General features: G+C 68.3%; 18 protein-coding genes. 9 read left to right on the top strand and 9 right to left on the bottom strand.

Features of this window, described 5'->3' with window-relative positions; genetic code table 11:
* The 5 genes from D7Y21_RS20415 to D7Y21_RS20395 all read left to right on the top strand — a co-directional run.
* Positions 1-300, top strand: a 300-nt coding sequence (locus D7Y21_RS20415) for a substrate-binding domain-containing protein (protein ID WP_158627323.1), incomplete at its 5' end; no start/stop codon positions are given.
* Complete coding sequence (gene modB / locus D7Y21_RS20410; RefSeq protein ID WP_121715184.1) at positions 300-977, top strand: molybdate ABC transporter permease subunit; 678 nt, start codon at positions 300-302, stop codon at positions 975-977. The genes D7Y21_RS20415 and modB, both read left to right, overlap by 1 nt.
* A gap of 121 nt (positions 978-1,098) precedes the next feature.
* Complete coding sequence (gene modC, locus D7Y21_RS20405; protein WP_121715178.1) at positions 1,099-2,178, top strand: molybdenum ABC transporter ATP-binding protein; 1,080 nt, start codon at positions 1,099-1,101, stop codon at positions 2,176-2,178.
* A gap of 348 nt (positions 2,179-2,526) precedes the next feature.
* The gene (locus D7Y21_RS20400) at positions 2,527-2,850 is read left to right on the top strand and encodes a type II toxin-antitoxin system MqsR family toxin (protein WP_121715176.1); all 324 of its coding nucleotides are present in this window, start codon (positions 2,527-2,529) and stop codon (positions 2,848-2,850) included.
* A 110-nt stretch (positions 2,851-2,960) separates the two neighbouring features.
* Positions 2,961-3,434: a type II TA system antitoxin MqsA family protein gene (locus D7Y21_RS20395; RefSeq protein ID WP_158627322.1), complete on the top strand. Its 474-nt coding sequence runs from the start codon at positions 2,961-2,963 to the stop codon at positions 3,432-3,434.
* A gap of 425 nt (positions 3,435-3,859) precedes the next feature.
* Here the strand turns inward: D7Y21_RS20395 and D7Y21_RS20390 are convergent, their stop codons facing one another.
* The 6 genes from D7Y21_RS20390 to D7Y21_RS20365 all read right to left on the bottom strand — a co-directional run bounded on the left by D7Y21_RS20390 (position 3,860) and on the right by D7Y21_RS20365 (position 15,050).
* Positions 3,860-4,378, bottom strand: a complete 519-nt coding sequence (locus D7Y21_RS20390) for a hypothetical protein (RefSeq protein ID WP_121715172.1) — start codon at positions 4,376-4,378, stop codon at positions 3,860-3,862.
* The gene (locus D7Y21_RS20385) at positions 4,375-5,037 is read right to left on the bottom strand and encodes a pentapeptide repeat-containing protein (RefSeq protein WP_121715182.1); all 663 of its coding nucleotides are present in this window, start codon (positions 5,035-5,037) and stop codon (positions 4,375-4,377) included. Before D7Y21_RS20385 ends, D7Y21_RS20390 begins: the two co-directional genes overlap by 4 nt.
* A 101-nt stretch (positions 5,038-5,138) precedes the next feature.
* Positions 5,139-7,568, bottom strand: a complete 2,430-nt coding sequence (locus D7Y21_RS20380) for an isoamylase (RefSeq protein WP_121715170.1) — start codon at positions 7,566-7,568, stop codon at positions 5,139-5,141.
* A 231-nt stretch (positions 7,569-7,799) separates the two neighbouring features.
* On the bottom strand, positions 7,800-10,739 hold the full coding sequence (locus D7Y21_RS20375; protein WP_121715168.1) for a DUF4215 domain-containing protein: 2,940 nt from the start codon (positions 10,737-10,739) through the stop codon (positions 7,800-7,802).
* A 10-nt stretch (positions 10,740-10,749) separates the two neighbouring features.
* The gene (locus tag D7Y21_RS20370; protein ID WP_121715166.1) at positions 10,750-12,003 is read right to left on the bottom strand and encodes a PEGA domain-containing protein; all 1,254 of its coding nucleotides are present in this window, start codon (positions 12,001-12,003) and stop codon (positions 10,750-10,752) included.
* A 20-nt stretch (positions 12,004-12,023) separates the two neighbouring features.
* Entirely contained in the window at positions 12,024-15,050 is a 3,027-nt protein-coding gene (locus D7Y21_RS20365) for a serine/threonine-protein kinase (protein ID WP_233612212.1), read from the bottom strand.
* A 524-nt stretch (positions 15,051-15,574) separates the two neighbouring features.
* On the opposite strand from D7Y21_RS20365, the gene D7Y21_RS20360 reads away from it, so the two are divergent.
* Genes D7Y21_RS20360 through D7Y21_RS20350 form a run of 3 tightly spaced genes read left to right on the top strand, consistent with a single transcriptional unit; the run spans position 15,575 to position 18,280 of the window.
* Positions 15,575-16,702 carry a hypothetical protein gene (locus D7Y21_RS20360; RefSeq protein WP_233591326.1) on the top strand — a complete coding sequence of 376 codons (1,128 nt, stop codon included), beginning with the start codon at positions 15,575-15,577 and terminating at the stop codon, positions 16,700-16,702.
* 11 nt (positions 16,703-16,713) lie between these two features.
* Positions 16,714-17,703, top strand: coding sequence for a HEAT repeat domain-containing protein (locus D7Y21_RS20355; RefSeq protein ID WP_120561146.1), 990 nt, complete (start codon positions 16,714-16,716; stop codon positions 17,701-17,703).
* 49 nt (positions 17,704-17,752) lie between these two features.
* Positions 17,753-18,280 (top strand): hypothetical protein, encoded by a 528-nt coding sequence (locus tag D7Y21_RS20350; RefSeq protein WP_121715163.1) that lies wholly within the window; start codon positions 17,753-17,755, stop codon positions 18,278-18,280.
* 62 nt (positions 18,281-18,342) lie between these two features.
* On the opposite strand, the gene D7Y21_RS20345 is transcribed toward D7Y21_RS20350, so the two are convergent.
* The 3 genes from D7Y21_RS20345 to D7Y21_RS20335 are packed head-to-tail and all read right to left on the bottom strand — an operon-like array spanning position 18,343 to position 19,850.
* Positions 18,343-18,618 carry a hypothetical protein gene (locus tag D7Y21_RS20345; protein WP_120561148.1) on the bottom strand — a complete coding sequence of 92 codons (276 nt, stop codon included), beginning with the start codon at positions 18,616-18,618 and terminating at the stop codon, positions 18,343-18,345.
* 15 nt (positions 18,619-18,633) lie between these two features.
* A complete protein-coding gene (locus tag D7Y21_RS20340) occupies positions 18,634-19,335 on the bottom strand; it encodes a lysoplasmalogenase (protein ID WP_121715161.1) in 702 nt (233 codons plus the stop codon).
* On the bottom strand, positions 19,332-19,850 hold the full coding sequence (locus D7Y21_RS20335; protein ID WP_147469340.1) for a hypothetical protein: 519 nt from the start codon (positions 19,848-19,850) through the stop codon (positions 19,332-19,334). Before D7Y21_RS20335 ends, D7Y21_RS20340 begins: the two co-directional genes overlap by 4 nt.
* A 316-nt stretch (positions 19,851-20,166) precedes the next feature.
* On the opposite strand from D7Y21_RS20335, the gene D7Y21_RS20330 reads away from it, so the two are divergent.
* Positions 20,167-23,502, top strand: coding sequence for a hypothetical protein (locus D7Y21_RS20330; protein WP_147469339.1), 3,336 nt, complete (start codon positions 20,167-20,169; stop codon positions 23,500-23,502).
* Positions 23,503-23,610 lie beyond the last annotated feature (108 nt).

Here is a 23,610-nt window from a genome sequence, read left to right as displayed (position 1 = left end):
GGCGTGGTGTACGCGACGGACGCGGCGCAATCGAAGAAGGTCCGGGTGGCGTTCACGGTGCCGGAGGGGGACGCGCCGCGCATCGTGTATCCGGCGGCGGCGCTGACGCAGGGCAAGGCGCCGCAAGGCGGGCTCGCGTTCGTGCGCTTCCTCCAGACAGAAGGAGCGCGGAAGGAGTTCCACCGGCTGGGCTTCCTGGACGCGAGCACGGCGAAGGCCGCGCCGGACGCGGGCGTGATGGGCACGGCGCCGGGCGGCTCGAAGTCACCGGACGCGGGCAAGGGGCATTCTTCTCCGTGATGGACGAGGGGCTGACAGGGCTGGTGCTGTTCACGGTGGCGGTCGCGGCCCTGTCCACGGCGCTCATCCTGGTGCCGGGCGTGGCGGCGGCGTACGCGCTCGCGCGCTGGAAGGGGCCGGGGCGGGGCGTGGTGGAGACGCTGCTGGCCTTGCCTTTGGTGCTGCCTCCGACGGCGGTGGGCCTGGTGCTGCTGGAGTTGCTCGCGCGGGACTCGGTGCTGGGGCGGATGCTGGATGCGCTGGGCGTGGAGGTGGTGTTCACGCCCAAGGCGGTGGTGCTGGCCAGCGCGGTGATGGCGTTCCCGCTGCTGGTGCGCTCCGCACGCGCGGGCTTCGAGGAGGTGGATCCACGATTGGTGGCGGTGGCGCGCACGCTGGGGGACACGCGCACGCGCGCCTTCTTCCGGGTGACGTTGCCGCTGGCGTGGCGCGGGGTGCTCACGGGCGCGCTGCTCGCGTTCTCACGGGCGCTGGGAGAGTTCGGCGCGACGGTGCTGGTGGCGGGCAACATCCCAGGCAGCACGCAGACGCTGTCGCTGGCCATCTTCCAGCGCACACAGGTGGGGCAGGACGCGGAGGCGCTGAAGCTCGCGGGCGTCTCGGTGGTGCTCGCGTTCGGGGCCATGTACGTGACGGAAGTGGTGACGCGGCGGCGCGGTGCGCGGGGGCTCGCGTGAGCCACGGCCTGGCACCGCTGGCAGGGGGTGGTGTGCCCGGGAGGGCAGGGGCTGCTTCGGAAGCGCTCGTATCCGCGGAGCACGTACGGGGAGCCCCGCGAGCAGGAGGCGCACGTTCGTGATGGGACTGTCACTCAGGCTGCCCCTGGCGCGCTTCACGCTGACGGTCGAAGCGCGCTTCACGTCCGCGTCGGTGGCGGTGCTGGGGCGCTCGGGCTCCGGGAAGACGTCACTGCTGGAGGTGCTCGCGGGCCTGCGGCGAGGCGCCTCGGGGCGCGTCGTGGTCGATGACCGCGTGCTCCTCGACACGACCGCTCGTGTCGACGTGCCGCCCGAAGCGCGTCGCATGGGCTACGTGCCGCAGGACGCGTTGCTCTTCCCGCACCTCACCGCCGGACAGAACGTGCGCTTCGGCGTGCGCGCCGGACGTCCATCGCGCGTGGACGAAGCCGTGCACCTGCTGGAGCTGGAGCCGCTGCTGCACCGCTACCCGGTGACGCTGTCCGGTGGCGAGAAGCAGCGGGTCGCGCTGGCGCGGGCACTCGCCACCGGCCCGGCGCTACTGCTGCTCGATGAGCCCCTGGCCGCGCTGGATGTCGCATTGAAGGAACGCGTGCTGCCCTACCTGCTGCGAGTGCGCGACGAAGCCCGGGTGCCCCTGCTCTACGTCACCCACCAGCTCGGTGAGGCACGGGCCCTGGCGCGCGAAGCCCTGCTCCTGGATGGCGGCACGGTGAAGGCCGCAGGCCCCGCGGACATGGTGCTGGGCACCGTGGCGCGAGGCCTGCTCACTGGTGAGCCCGAGGAGAACATCCTCGAAGGCGCGCTGGAGCATCCCGCGTCCGGAGGCACGCGGCTGCGCGTCACGGACGGCCTGTCCCTCTGGGTGCCGGATGCGCCGGAGTTGCCCCAGGGCACCCGCGCCGCCTACGCCGTGCCCGCCGAGGACATCCTTCTGTCCACCGGACCGCTGACCGGCATCTCCGCGCGCAACGTGCTTGAAGGCACGGTGACGAAGCTGGAGGACGCGGGGGCAGGGGAGTGCGCGACCCACGTGGACGTCACGGGCGTGCGCTGGGTGGTCCGCCTCACGCATGCCGCCGTGCGCGAGCTCCACGTCGCACCGGGCCTGCGCGTGTACCTCGCGGTGAAGTCCTCCGCCTGCCGCCGCCTGACAGGCTCGAACTTCAAACTTTTATAGGGAAACCGATAACCGGCTATTAGTTTTTCTCAAAGCCAAGAGCCACTATGCAAAGGGGCGCTCGATCGGCTGGAGGGGCTGAGAGCGGGCTTGGGCGCCCATGTAGGTCTTGCTCGCCCCAAGTAGACCACTTGCTCTTTGGGTAGCACCGTGCTACCTATGTGGCTGTGCTGCTGCATAGAGCGCAGAGCTCTTCGGGAGCAGCACGAAGTCGGGTCAGTGGCTAGCTGCCGATGGATTAGTCCCTAGCCTTGCGATGCATAAAGCTCGCGACAACGCCTGGGGTCGTTTGGACCCGGGCAATACCAAGGAGGCCCTGAATGATAGCCCTTGATTGGAGAAGAACGAATGAGCAGCGAAGAGAAGTATTGTCTGTCAGATGTCCGTGCCCTGTTTGAGAATTCTCTCGGGATAATCACGGAAAGTGCAACACAGGGAGCTTGGGCGCAAAAGTTTACTCCTGAAGACATCAAGCATGTCATCATGAAAGAACTGGATGCGTCTCATTTTTACAAGAGCATGGAGGCGGATAAATGCCCAGGATTGTGGCAGGACGTCTACAAGCTCAAGTTCCTTGAAGTACCCCTGTACATCAAGTTGCAGATTCGTGATGGCAAACGGGGGAGACGTGCGGTGGTGATTTCGTTCAAACTGGACGAATCATTCCGGTAAGAACATGAGGACGACCTGAAGAGGTCTGAAGTGGTCTCTTCAGGTCAGTCCATTTTGGAAGTCTCTACGAGGTGAATGTGGCTTTGTGGATGCTTCGATAGGTTATGGCTATGGCTCAGCCAATTGAAGAGCATAATTTTTCTGATGAATGCCCTGTTTGTGGCAGTGATGACGGGGTTTCTTTGTTCATTGGGCCTTATTCTGCGACATACAATCGTATGCCTGTGGAGTTGCCCAAGGTTGAGCGCTACAAATGTTCAGCCTGTGGAGAGCGTTTCTTCACAGAGCCTCAGTCCCGAGAGCTTTCTCGGCTTGTTAAAGATGCAGTTCGCGTCCGTTCAGGTGGCTTAAGTCCGGAGCGAATTGCGTCTATCCGAGAAAAGCTAGGTTTGTCTCAAGGGGAATTGGAAGACCTGTTAGGTCTCGGTCCAAAGGTGGTAACCCGATGGGAGAACGGTCGAGTAGTGCCTGGTAGGGCTACGGATTATTTGTTGCGGTTGATGGAGCGAACGCCAGGAATTCTTGAAGTGTTGAAAGCCATCAGGCGGGAGGTTGTTCAAGGGCCGGCAGAAGTCAGTGATTGATTTTTAGCATGTGCGCTGGTTGAGGAGCGCCATGCTTTTTTATCGCTTCGCTCCCGGCTTCTGCGCCCCTCAGCACCCTGGCTCCGCGCAGTATCTCTCCGTGAGTATGTCCAGTTCATGAACTGCGGACATCGCTGGGTCCGGCGGGATGTGTATATCCTTCATCAGCATCTGCGTGGAGATGAGGACCATGCATGTGGCTCTAGGGAAGTTCGTCTGGGGCAGCGTGCAGTCTCGGAAGTTGATGCCGATATGTTTCACGCAGGCGAAGCCGCGTTCATCAAGTCCATGTCGAAAGGGATGGCCTTGCGCATTGGGAGCCGCCTCGTGCGTGTCGCCGTGCTCAAGCTGGGCAGCACACCAGTGCTGCGCGTGTACCTCGCGGTGAAGTCCTCCGCCTGCCGCCGCCTGGCGGGACGGGCCTCCTATCCCCCGCGCGCTTCTGCTTCGAACCGCCGATGGGCGGACTCCATCCGCTCCAGCGCCTCCGCGAGGCCGCGCTCGATGTCCTCGCGCTGGGCCTGCACCAGGGCCTCCGGAAACCCCATGCGCTCCAGCAGGTTCAGCTGCATGTAGAACTCCTCGCACTGCCGGCGGCCGCTCCTGCCATCCAGGGACTCGCCTGCCCGCAGCAGGAAGTCTCCCCAGGAGATGGACCCGTCACGGTGGCGAAGGAGCAGGCTCGCCAAGTGGTCCGCGTCCTCCACGTCCCGCTCCTCGACGGTGAGCGACTGCGCAAGGCCCGGCATGTCGAGGAGCAACCCGAGCGCCCTGTCGACCTCCGGCACCGTGCACAGCTCCAGCAACCAGAGCGGTGGGGCGTCCAGCTTCATCACCCAGGCATCCGCCCAGGCGATGAGCTGCGGGAGCCCGACGAGCCCCGTCCTCACCATCACCGCGATTCGCGCGATGGCGACCGGGTCGAACGGGGTGCCGTCCTTCACCGCTTCGCTCCCGGCTTCTTCGCCCCGCCGCGTCCCGCCGGCTTCGCGTGGTAGCCCTCCACGCGCATGCCCAGCTCATGGACCACGGACATCGCCGTGTCCTGCGGGATGCGCGTCTCCTTCAGCTTGTTGCGCGCGGGGTCCAGCACCAGGCCCGTGGCCCCGGAGAAGTCCGTCCGGGTCAGCGTGCAGCCGCGGAAGTTGCTGCCGGTGAGGTCCGCGCCGGTGAAGTCCGCGTCCGTCAGGTCCATGTCGAAGAAGTTCGCTTCCCGCGCCACGCAGCGCACGAAGGACGTCTGGCGCAGGCCCAGCCCCACGAACGAGCTGTAGGGCATGGCGCACTCCTCGAAGCTCACCTCCGGGTTCGCCGCCACGCCCGTCCAGTCGATGCCCATCAGCTTCGAGCCCTCGAAGCGCACGTCCCTCAGCCGGATGGCGTTGAAGTTCGCGCGCGTCAGGTTGCAGCCCTGGAACACGCACACTTCCAGCACCGCTTCCTTCCACCGGCTCTCCTGCAACTCGCAGTTCACGAAGGTGCACCGGTAGAACTCCTTGTCACCCAGGTCGACGTTCTGGAGGTCGAACCCCTCGAACGTCTCCCTCTCGAAGGAGTCCTCCTGCTGGAGCCGCTTCACCACCGCGCTGTCGTCCTGGGACATGGGGGCCTTATACCGGCCCGCCGCCACGCGCGCGCGGGTGAGCCGCCACTCCACCGCGAAGGACCCGGCGACAGCGCACCGGGTCCTCCACGGACTTCAGACTACTTGGCCACCAGCACCAGCACGCCACGGCCGCACAGGCCGTAGTTCGAGCTGATCAGGTCCGCGGTGCCCGGGTTGAGCAGCACTTGATTCGCGCCCCGGCTCTCAATCCACGAGCAGGTGTCCGTCACCCGGTACCACTGCTTGCCGGTGCCGGGCGAGGGCAGCACGAAGTTCACGCTGGCGGACCAGCCGTTGTACGCGACGTAGATGGCGTTCACCGTCTCACCGGAGAACTCCGACGCGTCGATGCGGTAGGCCAGCGAGTGGTTGCCCGCGCTGTCGAAGTACGACGCGTCCGGCGTGGCGCCGTCCGGCTTGAACCAGCTGTGCTGCACCAGCCCGTTCCCGTTGCTGTCCGTCGTCGCGTAGAACGACGCCGGGCGCAGCGCGGGGTGCGCCTTGCGGAACGCGATGAGGTTCTGGGCGAACAGGCGGAAGTTGGACTGGTCCGCGCTCCACGCGTAGTCCAGCCAGTTCTTGTTCGAGTCCAGGTTGTACACGTTGTTGTTGCAGTACTGCGTGCGCAGGAACTCGTCACCGCCCGTGATCATGGGCACGCCCGCGCTCAGCATCAGGAACGCCAGGCCGTTGCGCGCCGCCTGCCGCTGGAGCGTGGCGCTGCCGCCCTGGTCCCAGCTGTGGTTGCTGTCCTCGCCGCCGTCGGACGGGCCGTAGGGCCACGGCTGGCCGTTGTCCTTGCTGTTGCACGAGTACAGGTCCTTCAGGGTGAGGCCGTCGTGGGCCACCATGAAGTTCACGGACGCGGCCGGCTTGCGGCCGTCATCCTGATACAGGTCCGACGAGCCCGCGAAGCGCGTGGCCAGCTGCCCCGGCGTCACGTTCTCCACGCCCATCTGGTTCTGGTCCTTGCGGAAGGTGTCGCGGAACGCGCCGTTCCACTCCCGCCACTTCGCCGGGAAGTTGCCCACCTGGTAGGAATTGCCGCCAATGGCCCACGGCTCCGCGATGAAGTCCGTGCCCGCGCCGCCCGCCTCCGGACGCGGATCCAACTGCGTGGTGATTTGATTGAGCGCCGTGTTCGCGTTGTCGCGGTTGTACTCGAAGCCGCCGTGCGTGGTCGTCTCGTGCTCGTAGATGTTGCCCAGCACCGACGCCAGGTCGAACCGGAAGCCGTCCACGCCCAGCGTGTCCTTCCAGTACGACAGCGAATGCAGGATGACGTTGCGGGCCGTGGGGTTGAACGTGTTGAAGTTGCCGCCCACGCCCGTGTTGTCCCAGTTGAACTGCATGTCCTTCGTCAGGCTGTAGTACGTGGGGTTGTCCAGGCCCCGGTACGACATGACGTTGTACGTGCTGGGGTTGCCGCTGATCCACGCGCCGCCCTCGCCGGTGTGGTTGTAGACCACGTCCACCAGCACCTTGATGCCGGCGTCGTGGAACGCCTTCACCATGGCCTTGAACTCGCGCGTGGGCCCGCCCGGCGTCTGGTCGCACGCGTAGCGGCGGTCCGGCGCGAAGTAGCTGAGGTTCATGTAACCCCAGTAGTTGTCGCCCGCCGTGCTCGCGACCGTGTCGTTGTTGCCGTTGTCCGTCTCGTGCAGCGGCAGGAACTCCACCGCCGTCACGCCCAGCGCCGCCAGCTGCGCGGCCTTCTGGCCCGCCGTCTTGTAGGTGCCCAGACAGGCGGCATCCAACCCGGAGCCGGTGTCCTGCTTCGTCAGGCCGCGCAGGTGCACCTCATAGACGATGTCGTCCTTGAAGGCGCGCGTGGGCTTGGTGCCGGTGGCCGTGGTGTCCGGCGCCAGCACGATGCCCTTGGGCGCGAACGGACCGCTGTCCTTGTAGCGGTGCAACGGACCGGACGCGAACACCGTGGCGTCCGCGTTGCTGGGGTTCACCGGGTCGTGCGACAGCTCCAGCGCGTACGGGTCCCACAGGAGCTTGTTCGGGTTGAAGCGGTTGCCCGCGGCGTCCACGTCCGCGATGAAGCCCACCGTGTTGTTCGACTTGCTCCAGCTGGAGTTGTACGTCCAGTTGGGGCCCCACGCGCGGTAGCCGTAATAGACGGTGCCGGTGACGCCGTAGCTGTTCTTCAGCGTGGCGACGGAGGCGGTCTTCGTCCAGACGTTGGTCGTCGCGTTCTTCGTCATCACGTAGCTGACGCGCTCCTGCGCGCCCTGCGCCGTGTTGTAGATCCACACCTCGATGCGCGTGGCGCGCGACGAGTACACGTTGAAGGTGATGTTGGCCTGCGTGGCGTCGTACTTCGCGCCCAGCGCCCAGGTGAGCAGCTCCTGCTCACGCTGCGCGGTGTCCTCCACGGCGGGCGCGGCGGGGACGGGGGCTTCGTCGGACTTGTCCGGGGCGGCGCAGGAGACCAGCGCCGAGGCGAAACCCACGGCGACGAGGGGATGCCACCGCGTGAGCCAGGGGCTCCGGCGGTGACGACGGGGAGGGGTCATCATGGGTGTGGCTCCAGACGCGGCAAGCGAGGTTCACGACCGCTGCAAGGCCACCGGGCCCGCGACTACCCGGGGCGCGTCCGGTTCACCACCCCCACGACGGTGAAGTCAACCGCACGTTCCCCCACTCGCGCACCCCGGCCCGCTCGCGTGTGACGCAGGACATGGCTCGGCGCGTCAACGCGTGTGACCTCCCTGTTTCAAGAGGGAGGTCACACGCTGGAGAAGCCGCGTTCAGGGAGCGGTGATGGGCGGGGCGACGCAGGTCTTGCTGGCCCCGCACACCAGGTCGAGGGCGCAGTCCTCGTCGCCCACGCACTTCGTTCCCTGGGGGCAGTCGTAGCCGCTGCCGCCGTTCATCCCGCTCACCTTGAAGTTGCTGTTGTTGACCCGCTCCGTCATCGCCTGGTTGCCGATGGAGCCCTTCAGCTTGTGGGTGACGTTCACGGTGATGGAGCCGGTGACGACCGACGCCTCGATTTCAAACGGCTCCTCCACCGCGTTGATGGCGTCCCGGATGACGAGGGCAATCTGCGCCGCGGGCGTGCCGTTCACCAGGACCACCCGCTGGTTGGCGGGGTTCTTGAGCTTGTTGTCGCGGTCGAATTCGAAGGTGACCGGCGTGTTGATGCCATCGCTGAGGGTGAACGTCTCCTCGTCGACCAGGTTCGCGCTGGTTGTCGCCGCGATGGTCCCCGTCGCCGCCTGGAGCGTCTGCACCTTGCAGTTGGCGCTGCAGGAGCCGCAGGTGAGGGTGTTGCCGTCGTCGCAGGCCTCATTGGTCGCGTCCTTCACGCCGTCGCCGCAGACGTTGCCCGAGAGCGAGAGGACCGTCTTGCAGTCGCTGCTGCACTGCTTGCAGCTCGCCGTGCCGTACTGGCAGGAGGACTCCGTGTTGGTGTTGCCGTCGTCGCAGGCCTCGTGGTCCGGGTCCTTCACGCCGTCGCCGCAGACGTTGCCCGTGACGGGGACCAGTTCCTTGCAGTCGCCGCGGCACACCTTGCAGTTCGCCTGACCATAGGGGCACGAGGACTCCGTCTGCGTGTTGCCGTCGTCGCAGACCTCGTTCGAGGCGCTGGGGTCCTGCTTGCCGTCGCCGCAGATGTTGCCCGTGAGCGTCAGGAGTTGCTGGCAGTCGCCGCGGCACATCTGGCAGTTGGCCTGACCGTAGGGGCAGGAGGTCTCCGTCTGCGTGTTGCCGTCGTCACAGGACTCGTGGGTCGGGTCCGCCACGCCGTCGCCGCAGACGTTGCCCGTCACCGTCAGCAGTTGCTTGCAGTCGCCGCTGCACGTCTGGCAGTTGGCCACGCCGTAGGGGCAGGAGGTCTCCGTGGTGGTGTTGCCGTCGTCGCAGGCCTCGTGGGTGGCGTCCTTCACCTTGTCGCCGCAGACGTTGCCCTGGAGCGTGAGCGTCTCCTGGCAGTCGCCTCTGCACCTCTGGCAGTTCGCCTGGCCGTAGTCGCACGCGACTTCCGTCTTGGTGTTGCCGTCGTCGCAGGCCTCGTGGTCCGGGTCCTTCGCGTTGTCGCCGCAGATGTTGCCCGTGCGCGACAGGCTCTCCTTGCAGTCGAAGCGGCACACCTTGCAGTTGGCGGTGCCGTAGGGGCAGGCGTCCTCCGTGTCGGTGTTGCCGTCGTCACAGGCCTCGTTCGTGGCGTCCTTCACGTTGTCGCCGCAGACGTTGCCCTTCAGGTCCAGCCGCGCCTTGCAGTCGCTGCTGCACGCCTCGCAGCTGGCGGTGCCGTAGTCGCACGCGACTTCCGTCCGGGTGTTGCCGTCGTCGCAGGCCTCCGGTCGGTCCGGACCGTTGACGTTGACCACGCTGTCGCCGCAGACGTTCGGCTTGCAGGTGCCCAGGCAGTCGTCGTCGTCGCGCGTGTTGCCGTCGTCGCACTGCTCCTTCGCGGTCGTGTTGGTGACGCCGTCGCCGCAGGCCGTGGGCGTGCAGTCCACGTCGCAGATGGCGGAGTTGGGCCCGTCGTCGCACTGCTCGCCCGCCGCGGTGTTGAGGTACCGGTCGCCGCAGGCCGCGGGCGTGCAGTCCGCGTTGCAGGTGCGGGAGTTGCCCGCCGTGTCGCACAGCTCGCCGCGCGTGGTGTTGGTGAAGCCGTCGCCGCAGAAGGCGATGGAGCAGTCCGCGTCGCAGGTGGGGCTGTTGACGGGGCCGGGGTTGTCACACTGCTCGCCGGAGGACGTGTTCACCACGCCGTCGCCACAGGCGCGCAGCGTGCAGTTGGCGTTGCAGTAGGCGGACTCGCCCTTGTCGTCGCACTGCTCGCCCGCGGTCCGGTTGACGATGCCGTCACCGCAGACGCGCACGGTGCAGTTGAGGTTGCAGGTGGCGGACTCGCCCTTGTCGTCGCACTGCTCCTCGCCGTCGCGCACGCCGTTGCCGCAGCCCTCCGCGGAGCGGCAGTCCGCGCTGCAGCCGTCTTCGCTGACGTTGTTGCCGTCGTCGCAGATTTCACCCTTGATGGTGTCCAGGACGCCGTTGCCGCAGGTCTCGTTGGACTTGCAGTCGGAGCTGCACCCGTCGCCGTTGCTGTTGTTGCCGTCGTCGCACTTCTCACCCTTGGCCACGTCCACGTAGCCGTTGCCGCAGCTCTCCTGGGAGCGGCAGTCCGCGCTGCACCCGTCGCCGCTGACGGTGTTGCCGTCGTCGCAGCGCTCCTCCTTGGAGGGGTCGGTGTAGCCGTTGCCGCAGACCTCGGTGGAGAGGCAGTCCGCGCTGCAGCCGTCGCCGCTGGTGTTGTTGCCGTCGTCGCACTTCTCGCCCACGGCCGTGTCCACGACGCCGTTGCCGCACAGTTCGTTGGACTTGCAGTCCGCGCTGCAGCCGTCGCGGTCGTTCGTGTTGCCGTCGTCGCACTTCTCCTTCGTGACCTGGTCCACGACGCCGTTGCCACACGTCTCGGTGGACTTGCAGTCGCGGCTACAGCCGTCGCCGTCCACGATGTTGCCGTCGTCGCACTGCTCGTGGTCCTGGACGATGCCGTCGCCGCACTCCGTGGAGATGCAGGTGGCCTGGTTCGCGGCGCACTTCAGGCCATCCGGACACACCAGCCCGGCGGGGCAGTCCACCGTGGTGGGCTGGAAGCAGGAGGAGAGGAGCAGCAGCGGCGCGGCCAGGAGCAGCAGGGCGCGTGCCATGGAAGAGGGAGAGACGCGTGTCATGCGAGAGCCTCTAGAAACGGAACGTGGCCACGGCACCGCCCGAACCCGCGCCGAGGAGCGGCGTGACCTGCACGGTCGCCGCCTCCTGGCGCGGTTCGATGCGGTACGGCTTGGGTTGGTTGAGGACGGCGAGCACCGCGCCGGTGACGATGACGGCACCGCCCACGGCGTACCCGGCGATGGCGCCGGTCTGCATCAGGTTGCCCTGCGAGCGCTCGTCGGCGACGGCGGCGGGCGGCACGCAGCCCCCGCATTCGGTGATGCCGGACTCGAAGGCGCGGAAGTGGTCGCGGGACTGGAGGTGCAGGAAGGTGCTGCCGCCCGCCACGGCCACGCCCGCGCCCATCACCAGCCAGGGCATCGCGGCGGACCAGCGGCGCTTGTAGCGGATGAGGTCGTCGGAGGTGAAGAGCTTCAAGTCCAGCGTCGTCGTCTCACCGGGCAGCAGCGTGCGGCTCTGGTCGCTGGGCAAATAGCCCGCCATCGTCGCGACGATGCTGTGCGCGCCAGGGCGCACCAGCGCTGCGTAGCGGCCGGGGGCCACGAACAGCGTCTGGCCGTCCAGGGTCACCGTGGCGCCGGGCGTGGCGCAGGTGATGGCCACCCGCGCGAGCTGCTTCTCCACCAGCGTCTTGTAGTTGCGCGCGTACTCGTACTTCTCCTTCTCCAGCGGCGCCGGTCCGAAGCGCAGCGCCGCCACCAGGTGCTCGTGCACCTCCACGGGCTGGTCCAGGTTCATCAGCGCCAGCGCGAGGTTGTAGTGGATGGCCGGGTGGTCCCAGCGCGCCAGCGCCTGGCGGTACTTCTCCACGGCCTGCACGAAGATGGACTCCTTCAAGAGCGCGTTGCCTTCGCCGAACAGCGCGAGCGACGCGTCCTGGTCCGTCTTGGTGATGCCCTCCGCCCAGGGGCGTTCATCCGCGCCGGACTGCGAGCCCTCCAGCGTGCTGCTGGCCTGCTCCTGCTGGGACTCCACGGCCTTCGGCGTGGGAGGCGGGGGCAGGGGAAGGGACTCGGAGAGGGGCGTGTCCGAGGGGGCCGGCGTGGGTGTCCGCGCGGCCTCGGCGGCGGTGGGCTTGCGCCGCCGCTTCGAGGTTCCGGTGCCGGACACCTTCGTCTTGCCCGTGGCCTTCGACGCGGTGGGTTTCTTCTTCGTGCTCCGGGACGTCTTCGTGGTGCGGGTCCGTGGCGCCGGCTCCTGCGCCAGCGCGGGCACCGACTCCAGCGCCAGCAGCACCGACAACACGAACGCGGACCTGCTCATCACCCTGTTCAAGATGCTTCTCACTTCAGGACCTCGATGACCGGACTGCCGAGCTGGGATTGCAGACGGGAGACGCGCTCCTTCTCCCGCTTGAGCAACGTGGAGAGTTCTTCCGCCGCGCGGAGGGCTTCCTCGCGGGCGTCGCGCGCGGAATCGGCGCTCTCCTCGGCGCGCTTCTTGGCGCTCCGGGCGCGCAGCTGCGCTTCCTGGGCCCGCTTCAGCGCGGACACCAGTTCGTCGTTCTTGCTGAGCAGCTCCTGGTTGGCCAGCGCCACCTGCTCATTGGCCGACTCCGCCGCCTGCTGCGCCTTCTGGCGCTCCAATTCCTTGGCCTGCACCTCGGCCAGTCGCTGCTTGGCCTCGACCTCCGCGCCGCGGGCCGTGGACTCGGCGGCGCGCGCGATGATCTCCGCCGCCTGGGCCGCCTGGGCCTGTTTTTCGGCCTCCTGCTGCGCGTTGCGGATGACGACGAGCGCCACCACCGCCGCCACCACCAGGAGCCCCAGGAACGTCGCGCTGCCGATGAGCAGCGCCCGCTTCAGCCGGCGCCCCTTCTTCGCCTGCGCGAACACCGCCGTGAGGAAGTCCTGCTGCAGCCGGGGCAGCTCTCCCCGGTAGCGCCGCTGGAAGCGCTGGGCCTCCTCCACCAGCTCACCGCGCCACAGCAGGTGCGCGTCGAAGTTCTTGCCCTGCCACTGCCGGGCCGCGTTGCGCAGCTGCTCCAGGAACGCGGAGTCCTCCTGTCCTTCGTCCAGCCAGCGCCGCAGCGTGGGCCAGCTGTGCAGGAGCGACTCGTGGACGATTTCGACCGTGGCGCCCGTGGCGCCGCCGCCGGTCTGCACCACCAGCAGGCGCGCCTGCACCAGGTGGTCGATGAGGCGCTGCATCTCCCCCGTGTCCTTGGTCAGCTCGCGCAGCTCGTCCAGGGACACGATGGCGCGCGTGCGCTCCGGGGTGACGAGCCGCAAAAACAGCGCGCGCACCAGGGTGCGCTCCTGCGTGGACAGGCTCTCCAGCACGCTGTCCGCGTGGCTCGCCAGCGCGCCGGCGATGCCACCCATGGCCTGGTACGCGCTCTCCGTGAGCAGCCGGTTGGTGACGTCGCGCGCCTCCCACAGCTGCGTGGCGGCGAACTGCAACAGGGGCAGCGCGCCCTGGGATGCGTCCAGGTGCTCCAGCATGCTGGACACCATGGCGGGGCTTTCGAACTGGTAGCCCGCGCGCTCCGCCGGCTGCACCAGCGCGTCCTTCAGGCCTTCGCGGGCGGGCGCGGTGAGGAAGTAGAGCCCCTGGCTGAGCTCCGACATGAAGCGCTCGTCCTCCGGCACCCGGTCCAGGAAGTCCGAACGGATGGAGAGGATGACGCGGATGGGCGTGGTCGCGTCGTCCGCGATGCCGGACAGGCACGCGGTGAAGGCCATCCGGTCCTGGACGTCCGGCACCAGCGTGTAGAGCTCCTCGAACTGGTCGATGAAGAGCAGGATGCGGCGCTTCTCCCTCCGCGCGCGGCTGCGCAGCACGTTGCCCACGTAGCCGGGCTCCGCGCGCAGCCGCTCCACCACCCGTTGCTGCTCCTGCAGGTCGTCCTCGATGGTGGTGGACGAGCTCATCAGCGGCGCGACGATGCTGGCCAGCGCCGACAGCGGGCTGCGGCCGGGGCGGATGACCAGCGCCTCCCACGGCGTGCCGGACCGCTTGAGCACGGGCACCAGACCCGCGCGCACGAACGACGACTTGCCCGTGCCGGACGGGCCCACCACGGCCAGCAGCGGCCGGTCGTTGATGCGGTTCACCAGCGCCGCGATTTCGCGGGTGCGGCCGAAGAAGCGGTCCGCGTCCGCCTCCTGGAAGGAGCTGAGGCCCGCGTACGGGCTCTCGTCCACGCGCAGCTCGCGGCTCATGCGGCCGGGCAGGAAGGGCTCCAGCGCGCGCAGCAGCGACGCCGCGTCCGGATAGCGCTCCTCCTTGCGCTTGAGCAGGCAGCGGTCCACCACGGCCGCCAGCTCCTGCGGCACGTCCGGCGCCATGGTCCGCAGCAGCGGCATGGGCTCATCCAGCATGCCCGTGACCATCAGCTGCGGACCGCGCAGCGGATCCAACGGGTGCTTGCCGGCGAGCATGCGGAAGAGCATCAACCCCACGGCCCAGATGTCCGTGCGGTTGTCCACGGCCACGCCAATGCCCCACTGCTCCGGGGACATGAAGGCCATGGTGCCCATGATGGCGCCCTTGCGGGTGAGGTTGGACACGTCCTCGCCCATGCCCTCCACCGAGTGCAGCCGCGGCTGGGCCTGGGGTCCGCCCGCGGGCGCCTCCACGGGCTCGTCACCCTGGAGCACCTTGGCGATGCCGAAGTCGAGCACCTTGATGGCGCCCGAGTCCGTCACGACGATGTTCTCCGGCTTGAGGTCGCGGTGGACGATGCCCTGCTCGTGGGCGCACTCCAGCGCCCGCACCACCGGCACCATCAGCTCCACCGCGCGCGCGGGCGGCAGGCGCTGGTTGCCCAGCACCTTCGTCAGCGGCTTGCCCTGCAGGTACTCCAGCACCATGAACGGGCCGCCGGTGAACTCGCCGACCTCGTAGATGATGACGATGTTCTCGTGGCTGCACCGCGCCGTGGCCCGCGCCTCCAGGATGAAGCGCCGGGTGATGTCGGCGTCCTCGCTGTGCAGGAACTTGATGGCCACCCGGCGCCCCAGCCGCACGTCGCGCGCCAGGAACACCGTGCCCATGCCGCCGGAGCCCAGCTCTCGGATGAGCTCGTAGTGCTGCAGGCGCATGCCCGGGCGCAGCGCGTGGCCCTGGATGGAGGGACTCGTGTTGTTGCCGGTGTCACCGGTGCCACCCGTGCCCGGACGCGACGGCCCGTCCCACGTGGACGAACCCGTGTTGGAACGCGACGGCGGCTCCACGGGCGCGGGAGCGGCCCCAAAGAGCGACTCCACGTCCGCGGCCTGTGTCCGGTCCGCGAGGTCCGAGGACACACCCGTCACGCCCACCGCGGGAGGCTCCCGCCGCACGGCACCTGCTTCGTTCTTCATCATGTCCGGCCACTTTTCCCGCGACGCATTCACAGCCATGGCGCGACCCGGGCACCTCCGCCCGATGCATCCATGCGCTGGCTACAGCCCCCCGGCCCTGCCACCACGGACCGAAATCATACACGGACACTGAATCGCGGACACTTCACGCCCCTCCGGCAGAGGCGTGTCTGTTTTGACCTTGGGGGGTAGGAAGGCAGACGGGCGCAGGGTTCAACGCCATGTGACATCCGCTCGCACATGCGCGCGGAGAGTCATTGCATCGCCGCGACACGAAGTGCGTTGGCCGCATGCATCGTTCCATAGCGTTAGGACTTTTCTTGTGACGCATTCGGTCGGTGGATGGACTTTCCAGAGAGAAAGAAGGCGCGTTTCAGTAAAATTACAATCAATCTGTTTTCCTTGATTGAAACAAGGAATCCATGGTTATTTGGATTCCCATGGTTCCTTCCACTCCGACCCAGACGCCCGCATCCGGTCCTTCGCGAGCACGGGGTGTCCCCTGGAGATGGGCGGCTGCGGGCCTGGTGGCCGTGTTGGCGGCCGTGGGGCTGGTGTGGCGTGGCGGTGACGACGCACAGGCGCCGTCAGCGGTGGTGGCCCCCACCAAAGCCACACAGTCCGGGGGAGCGCATGGCGGCGGAGGGGGCGCGGCGGCGGCGCCGTCCGGAGTGGCGGAGGCGGAGGCCGCGGAGCGCCGCTTCTCGGACCAGACGTGCTTCCCGGAGCTGGCGCGCTTCAACGACGGCGTGACGCTGGAGACGTTCCGCGACTGGGCCGGGCCGCTGCTCGCGTCGAAGGACTCGCTCGTCCGCGACTACCTGAAGTCGAAGCTGGCGGAGCTGATTGGCGACGACGCGAAGAAGGCGGGGCAGGTGGTGGACTGGGCCCGGGACGCGCAGGGCGCGGAGTTCCAGGTGCTGCTGTCCGGGCTGCGTGAGTCGGACGCGGTGCAGAAGCCACAGGTCGCCGCGCGGCTGCTGGAGGCGGGGATGGACAAGGGCCTGTCCATCGAGCGGCGCGCGGGCATGCTCTCCGCGCTCGACACGCAGAAGCACCTGACGCCGGACGCGATGGACCGGATGGCGGACTTCGCGCGCGACCCGGCGTCCACCGAGGCGGGCTGGGCCGCCACGCGCACGCTGGGCCGCGTGATGGCGCGCGAGTCGGAGAACCTGGGCGACGCGTCGCCGTACCTCGACCGGCTCATCACCATCGCCACGGACGCGCCGGACGAGCAGATCCGCCACCTGGCGCAGACGGCGCCGCTGCACAACTCACCCGTGCTGGACGCGAAGGCCACGGCCCGCTTCGAGCGCATCCTGCGCAGCGAGGGCAACGAGGACGGCCGCGACGCGGCGGCGCAGGTGCTGGCCATGTCCTCCGACAAGGAGCACGTGCTGAAGATGTTCACGGACGCCTTCCAGCGCGAGCAGTCCGTGTGCGTGCGCTGGGCGCTGTTCCGCTTCTCCGCGCGCGTCGCGGGCCGGGACGCCCTGCCGGTGATGGCGAACATGGCGACCGTGGATCCGCGCTTCCAGCCGCTCTACGGCACCTTCGAGACGCTCTACGCCCAGGGCAACGTCGACTTCATCCGCATCTGGAACGAGCTGCCGGACCAGAACCCCTTCGACTGCATGGACCGCCACCAGTAGGAGCCCTCCGCATGCCCCGCTACCTCCAAGGTCTTCGCGCGTTCGGGGGCCTGACGTTGATGCTCGCGTCCCCGGTCGTCACCGCCGGGTCCACGCCCTCCGCCGCGAAGCCCGCGCTGCAGGCGGAGAGCTGTTCGGTCCAGGGGTTGATGGATCAGCTCCGCCAGGGGCTGGGCTCCAGCTCCAAGGCCTACCGCGACTACCTCCAGACCGTGCTGCGCGAGGCCGCCGTGTCGCTGCCTTCCGGCGAGCTGCACGCGGCGTTCGACCGGGAGACGGACCCGGCGATGGTGGAGCAGCTGGCCGCGGCGCTGGTGGCGCGCAGCGAGCGTGAGGCGGAGAAGGACGCCATCCAGGCCGTGGCCCGCCGCGCGCTGGAGGACCGAGACCCGTCCGTCCGCGCCGCCACCGTCCGCGCCATGCGCCGCACCGGCGCGCTGGAGAAGACGGGGGACATGTACGAACGGCTCATGCGGGACGGCTCGCCGGAGGTCCGCATGGAGGCGGCGAAGAACCTCATCGAGGACAACGAGTACGTCTATTCCGCCCATCACGGCCCGGCCACGGACATGGCGGTGAACGCGGCGACGGCGTCCACGGATCCAAAGGTGACGGCGAGGATTCTGGAGTCCCTGGACACGCGCAGGATGGGGCCGGAGGCGGGGCAGAAGCTGCTCGGGATGCTGGGCCACGAGAGCGCGGACGTGCGGCGCTCGGCGGCGCTCGCGCTGGGCAGCGTGCCGGCGGCGCAGATGGGACCGGCGCGCGAGGCGCTGGTGGGCATGTACCGGGGCGAGCGGGACGCGGGCGTGCGCAAGGCGCTGGTGCAGGGCATCGCGGAGCTGGGCTTCGCGGACGCCGTGCCGGAGCTGCGCAAGCTGCGGAGCGTGGACCCCAGCATGGCGCCGGAGATCGACGCGTGGATCCGCGCCCTGGAATCAGGCGTTCAGGAGTGGGGCCTGCTCCTGAGAGAGAAGCAGCGGCAGCAACAGGTCCGTTGAGCGGCACCCTCATGGGGCCGGACCCGCCGGCCCGAAAGGAACACCCCCGATGCGTCACATGAAGAAGAAGGCCTTCGCGGCCATCCTGGCCCTCGCGCTTCCCTCGGTCGCGGCTGCGTATTCGTACACGGTGAAGTCGCCCTTTCCGGGCACGGTGACGGCGACGACGTACTACTCCAGCGGCACGTTCCACGGCGCGTTGGACATCTCCAGCGGCCGTTGCAACTACTGGGGCGTGGAGACGGGCGTGATGGCGTCGCTGTCCTGGAACGTGACCATCCGCACGTCGGGCGTCTATTGCAACGGCACGGGCAGCGGCACGCAGAACGAGGCGAAGCACGCCTTCTCCAACGGCAAGACGTTCCGCCTGTGGCACTTCATCAAGACGTCGGACTCGTTCGACCGCACGTGCAACCGCTGCCAGGTGGGCAACGAGGGCGGTACGGGCAACGCCACGGGTCCCCACGTCCATGTGCAGTATGACCAGTCCGGCAGCAACCTGACCGGCTGGTACTCCGGCTACACCACCAAGGGTGAGGCCGTGGACCGCTCGGAGACCATCGGCGTGCTGCAGTAGTTTCGACGTGCCCCCGGAGGCGGAGCGTCGTGGGGCGCTCCGTCTCCAGTGGTGTTGGGAAGTCAGTAGCAGAAGCTGTTGCAGTACGGCGCGCCGCCAGGCTGGGTGCAGCAGGTCTGGCCATTGGAACACGTGCCGTTGATGCACGCGGGGCGGCAGAGCCCTTCATCGCCAGGGCCGTCGTAGGCACAGACGGTGGTGCCAGGGCAGGCGCCGGTGCCGGCCTCGCACGCGAGCCCCTGCTCCTGCGAGCCGAGGTCTACGTCCGTGTCGGTGTTACCGCCGCAAGCCGTGAGACCGAAAACACAAGCTGCCGCGACACACAGGGAACGCCACATGGATGCCTCCAGGAGTCAGGTGGGACGTCCAGAGGATACAGGCACCGGAACCGGAGCGTGCTCCACGCGCGCGGAGGCCGCGATGCAGAGCTGTGCGGCCCAATACAGCAGCATGACGGCGTAGCCCAGGCCGGGCAGGGGCGTGACGAAGAGCCGGATGGAGAGCAGCCCATCGCTGGCGGAGAACAGCAGCGCGCCCAGGAATGCCAGCCATTGCTCGCGCCGAGGCAGCTCCGGAGCGCTCATCATGGCCGCCGCGCGCCAGCCCATGGTGCAGATGACTGCGACGTAGGCCGTCACCGGCGGCGCCATCCCGCCCAGGCCGGGCCACAGCGCCACGGTGGCGCCCACGGCCAGGAGCAAGAAGGGCAGGGCACGCAGCAGGGCCGGGCGCCGTGTCATGGAGAGGAACGCGGCGGTGTAGCCCACGTGGGCCAGCAGGAAGGCGCCCAGACCCGGAAGGAACAGGTCCGGGCCCACCTCCAGCAGCACGTCGCCGAGCAGCGACAGCGCCAGCCCCGCGAAGATGAGCCGCGCATAGCGCCCCCGCGCGGGCCACAGCCAAAGGAGCAGGCACACCATGGGCAGCGCCTTGGTGACGAGCCGCGCCTCCCGGGGCCCCACGTCCATGGCGAAGAGGAAGCCCACCGCGCCCGCGAGGCTCGCCGCCGCCAGGAGCTTCGTCCCACCTGTCCACGACTCGCGCGTGGAACTCATGGCTCGAACGTCTGGATTTCAAGGCCAGCGGCGGCCAGCTCCGCCAGCGTGACCTTCTGTTCGAGGCGCTCCAAGGGACAACCCCAAAGCGAAACGATGGCCCGGTCCAGCTTCTTGGCGAGCTCGCGCGAGGCCCGTGCATGGCCCAGCAGGCTGTCCGCGACTTCCTCCGCCATGGGATGAAGCGGGGGCGGAATGTCCCGGTGGCGCACCGAAAGCTGGAAGGGATGTCCTTCAAGGACTCCCGAGACCATGCTGGGTAGCGCAAGCACATGCCGCCGGAAGGCCCAGGCCCGTCCGAGGCCATCGAACCATTTGGGAGTATCGGTTGCGCCGAGCGCATGCATGAGGTCGGCTCCCTGGGACGCCTCCGCAACCGCGAGGCGCTGAGAAAGGTGCGAGAGCCCGAACTGCTCGAACAAGGCGAGCCCGAGCGGGCGGTACCAGCCCGCCAGGTCCTCTCGTTCCACATCCATCATCCAGGCCAGGTCGGTGCAGATCGTGACGAGATCCACCGGCTCGAGTGTCGCCTGCGGGTACAGGTCGCAGTAGTCGCGTGGGACGAAAGGGGTCGCTTGCTCCTCGGTCCAGGGCATCCGACGAAGGTAGCGGGTCGCAACCCTTTGCATCAACAGCGCGGGACGAGGCTCAAAGTAAGTGCGTCCCGTGTCTCCAGGGGTTGCGGACAGGTCAAGAAAGACTCGATTGCGTGAAGAATGTTTCCAGTGGGTCCTTCCATCACGCAGCCCCGCTGAAGCATACGGACGTCCAGCGGCACGGGCTGAAGCATTGCCAGCCGGCCGCTGTTCAAACTCAAAGGGAGATTTCTCCATGCGTCTGCCATTCGCAGGTCCGCTCGCGCTCGCCGCGTTGATCAGCTGTTCCCCTCCGCCGCTGGAAGAAGGTGGGCCGGCTCCGGCGAACTCGCGCGCGGGGCTGACTTCACCGCAGCCTCAATTGCTTGCGTCCGCAACCCATGCGCCCTCGGACGGACTGGCCTATGTGACCCTCACCGTCACGCCTCGCGACGCGAATGGGGAACCCCTGGGGACGGGGCTCCATGTGGAGGTCCTGAGCAGTGATGGGTCGGTCACGCTGGGCGGCACGGGGACCTCCGACTGCACCGTGAACACGCCGGGCGCGACGTGCCTCACGGCGGTGGACTCCGGAGCGGGGAGCTACGTCGTCACCGCGCGCAGCTCCACGGCGCTGAGCGTGCCGACCATGTTCTCCGCCACCGTCACGGACGGGAGCGGCACCACCACGCTGCCGGACACGGCCTCCGTCACGTTCGACTCGGCGCTGTTCAATGGCAGTGCGGGCACCACCATCACCTCCGGCACCGTCACCCTCACCTCCAGCAACGCGGGCGGCCGGAACCTCTACATCACCGGCGGCACCGTCACGTTCGACGCCAGCACGGTGGGGCAGACCTTCGGTGACGTCTTCATCACCGGCGGCACCGTGACGCACCTCCAGGCCACCAACGCCGCCATGTTCAAGCTGGACGTGCTCACGGGCTCCTGGAACCTGCTCGGTGGTTCGATCAACACCACCAACAAGGGCTACGGCATGACCTGCTTCGCCAATGGGTCCTGCAGCGGCAACGGCCTGGTCAGCTTCGGTCCCAACGGCGTGCCATCGGCGTCGCTCGCGGGCACCAGCAAGCTGTACGGCGGCAGCCACGGCGGCATGGGCTCCGGCAACTACCGCATGAACATCTCGCAGGCCAACAACAACCAGGCAGGCAACGCGGGGACGACCTACGGCGACTACCGCGACCCGAAGTTCCCCGGCGCCACCAATGACACGTATTCGGGCACCCACGGAGGTGGCGTGGTGCGCATCACGTCGACAGGGCCCTGCGTGCTGGGCGGTGCGGCCACCGTCGCGGCGTCTGCTTCGTTCAATGCGGCGGGCGGCTCCATCAACCTCCGCTGCGGTGCCATCGTCTCCACGGGCTGGACGGGAAGCATCAGCGCGGACGGAGGCCAGGGGGCGGGGAACTCCTCCATTCCGCTGGGCGCGGGCGGTGGTGGCCGCATCGCGCTGGTCAGCACCGGTGATGCCGCGACGATGACGGGCACGGTGAGCTACCCGCCCACGAACCTCACCGCGCGCGTCCACGCCTTCGGCGGCGCGCCGGCCAACTCCAGCTACGTGGTGGGCGCCGGTGGCGCGGGCACCGTCTACCTGAAGCACAGCGGGTTGACCTATGGCGACCTCATCATCGCGAACAACTCGCCCGCGCATTACCAGAACGAGGGCACCACCCGGCTCCCCGCGCTGGCCGGCACCGTTACGGCGAACGTCACCGCGGGCGCCACCGCCATTCCCATTTCCGTCGCCAGCACGATGTTCAACGCGACCTACTACGAGAACGCGGGCGCGCCGCTGAACTTCAACCCCGCGCTCACCCAGGTCACGACCCCGTCGTCCTCCTCCATCTACAACGGCGTGTTCGCGGGCGGCTGGCTGCGGCCGGACATCACCGCCGCGGGCGGGGCGCTGCTGGATCCGTCGAATCTGGTGAGCGTCACCACCAACGCCGTGGGCACCCTGACCACGAGCGCCGTGCCCTCCGGCGTCGCGTCCGGCGCGTTCTTCCGCAGCGTGGACGTGCTGGACCACCTGGACGTGCTCGGCAACGCCATCCTGGAGACCAATGGCGACATCCACGTCCTGTCCGGCAACACGACGAACTCCGGCGCGCCCACGATGACCGTGAACGGCCTGGTGCTCTTCGACACGACGAGCGGCAGGACCGGCCGCATCGAGTACGCGGCTGGCGCGGTGAACGTCGTGCAGGCCACGCAGGCCATGCCGCCCATTGGAGGCGGGACGCTCGTCGCGGACAACGTGACGGTGTCCGCGGGCTCGGTGACCGTGCCCGCCATCATCGCGTCCGGTGACGTGACCTTGAGCGGCGGCACGCTGGTCACCAACTCGCTCCAGGCGGCGCGATACGCGCAGAGCGCGGGCACCCTCAAGCACTACCTGCCGGTGTTCAAGACCTCGCCGGCCGCAGCGCAGGTGTCCGGCCTCCAGATGACGCTCGCGGAGACCTTCAGTCTCACGGGCGGCGCCGTGGACGTCGCGGGCCTGGGCTACCCGGCGGCGATGGATGCCCAGGGCTCACCGCAGACCATGTGGGGCTTTGGCGCGACGGGGCCCTCGTCCGCGACCGGCTCGGCGGGTGGTTACGGCGCGGGTCACGGAGGTGTCGGTGGTGGCTACGCGGCTGGCGCGGTCCGGGGCATGGTCTACGACGACTACCGCGACCCCCGGTATCCGGGCGGGGCGGGGACGACGGTCGGCGCCTCGCCGTCGTACCTGGGCTTCCGGAGCCCCGGCGGTGGTGTCTTCCGGCTCAATGCCTCCGGCGTCTGCACGCTGGGCGGGACGTCCCTCATCAAGGCGGGCGCGGTGACCACGGGCGCCCAGTACGGCGCGGCGGGAGGCTCCATCTCCCTGCGCTGCGGCGGCTTCGACACCACGGGCTGGAACGGCACGCTCACCGCCAACGGAGCGAATGCCTACAACTCCAGCTCGGTCGGCTCCACGCGCGCGGGCGGTGGCGGGCGCATCGCGATGGTGAGCACGGGGGATGCTTCCAGCTTCGTGGGGGCCGTGGGCTACCCGTACCCCGCGACCAGCGCGCAGCTCCAGGCGCGCGGCGGCACCGGCATCAACGCCACGTACACCGACGGCGGCGCAGGCACGGTGTTCCTGAAGCACAGCGGCGTGGCGTACGGCCAACTGATCATCAACAACAACAACCAGACGCACTACGCCACGGGCGGCTACACCCCGTTCGTCTCCATCGCGGGCACGGTCAGCAGCGCGGCCAATGCCGGTGACACGTCGCTCAGCGTCAACATCACCAGCACGCCGCTCCATAACTCGGCCGCCTTCAACCAACTGCTCGCCGGCATGTGGCTGCGTCCCGACACCAGCGTGAACAGCGGCACGCTGCCCGCGGACAACCTGGTCACGGTTGCTGGCAACACCTTCGTCAGCACCACGCAGTCGCAGTTGACGACGTCGCCCCTCCTGGCCCCGGTGCCGGCGGGCGCGAGCTTCAAGAGCGCCGACCTCTTCGACGTCTACAACGTCGTGGGTGGGGCCATCACCCAGACGAACGGCGACCTGTACGTCGTTCCGTAGCCCGGTCCGTCCGGCCCGCCGCGCGACAGGGGCGGCGGGCCGGGGATGTACGTTTAACTCGGCTTAATTCAATTCGGGTGCTGCTCCGCGTGACTTGGGGAAACGACG

Source organism: Corallococcus sp. AB045, assembly GCF_003668895.1.
GTDB classification, from domain to species: domain Bacteria; phylum Myxococcota; class Myxococcia; order Myxococcales; family Myxococcaceae; genus Corallococcus; species Corallococcus coralloides.
The sequence above is the reverse complement of the archived record's forward strand: the minus strand, read 5'-3'. Positions and strand labels throughout refer to the sequence as shown.

What these genes read in the sequence shown, in the direction of transcription:
- modB (WP_121715184.1), top strand. Translation starts at nt 300, where the DNA reads ATGGACGAGGGGCTGACAGGGCTGGTGCTGTTCACGGTGGCGGTCGCG.
- modC (WP_121715178.1), top strand. Translation starts at nt 1,099, where the DNA reads ATGGGACTGTCACTCAGGCTGCCCCTGGCGCGCTTCACGCTGACGGTC.
- D7Y21_RS20400 (WP_121715176.1), top strand. Translation starts at nt 2,527, where the DNA reads ATGAGCAGCGAAGAGAAGTATTGTCTGTCAGATGTCCGTGCCCTGTTT.
- D7Y21_RS20395 (WP_158627322.1), top strand. Translation starts at nt 2,961, where the DNA reads ATGGCTCAGCCAATTGAAGAGCATAATTTTTCTGATGAATGCCCTGTT.
- D7Y21_RS20385 (WP_121715182.1), bottom strand. Translation starts at nt 5,037, where the DNA reads ATGTCCCAGGACGACAGCGCGGTGGTGAAGCGGCTCCAGCAGGAGGAC.
- D7Y21_RS20380 (WP_121715170.1), bottom strand. Translation starts at nt 7,568, where the DNA reads ATGATGACCCCTCCCCGTCGTCACCGCCGGAGCCCCTGGCTCACGCGG.
- D7Y21_RS20375 (WP_121715168.1), bottom strand. Translation starts at nt 10,739, where the DNA reads ATGACACGCGTCTCTCCCTCTTCCATGGCACGCGCCCTGCTGCTCCTG.
- D7Y21_RS20370 (WP_121715166.1), bottom strand. Translation starts at nt 12,003, where the DNA reads ATGAGCAGGTCCGCGTTCGTGTTGTCGGTGCTGCTGGCGCTGGAGTCG.
- D7Y21_RS20365 (WP_233612212.1), bottom strand. Translation starts at nt 15,050, where the DNA reads ATGATGAAGAACGAAGCAGGTGCCGTGCGGCGGGAGCCTCCCGCGGTG.
- D7Y21_RS20355 (WP_120561146.1), top strand. Translation starts at nt 16,714, where the DNA reads ATGCCCCGCTACCTCCAAGGTCTTCGCGCGTTCGGGGGCCTGACGTTG.
- D7Y21_RS20350 (WP_121715163.1), top strand. Translation starts at nt 17,753, where the DNA reads ATGCGTCACATGAAGAAGAAGGCCTTCGCGGCCATCCTGGCCCTCGCG.
- D7Y21_RS20345 (WP_120561148.1), bottom strand. Translation starts at nt 18,618, where the DNA reads ATGTGGCGTTCCCTGTGTGTCGCGGCAGCTTGTGTTTTCGGTCTCACG.
- D7Y21_RS20340 (WP_121715161.1), bottom strand. Translation starts at nt 19,335, where the DNA reads ATGAGTTCCACGCGCGAGTCGTGGACAGGTGGGACGAAGCTCCTGGCG.
- D7Y21_RS20330 (WP_147469339.1), top strand. Translation starts at nt 20,167, where the DNA reads ATGCGTCTGCCATTCGCAGGTCCGCTCGCGCTCGCCGCGTTGATCAGC.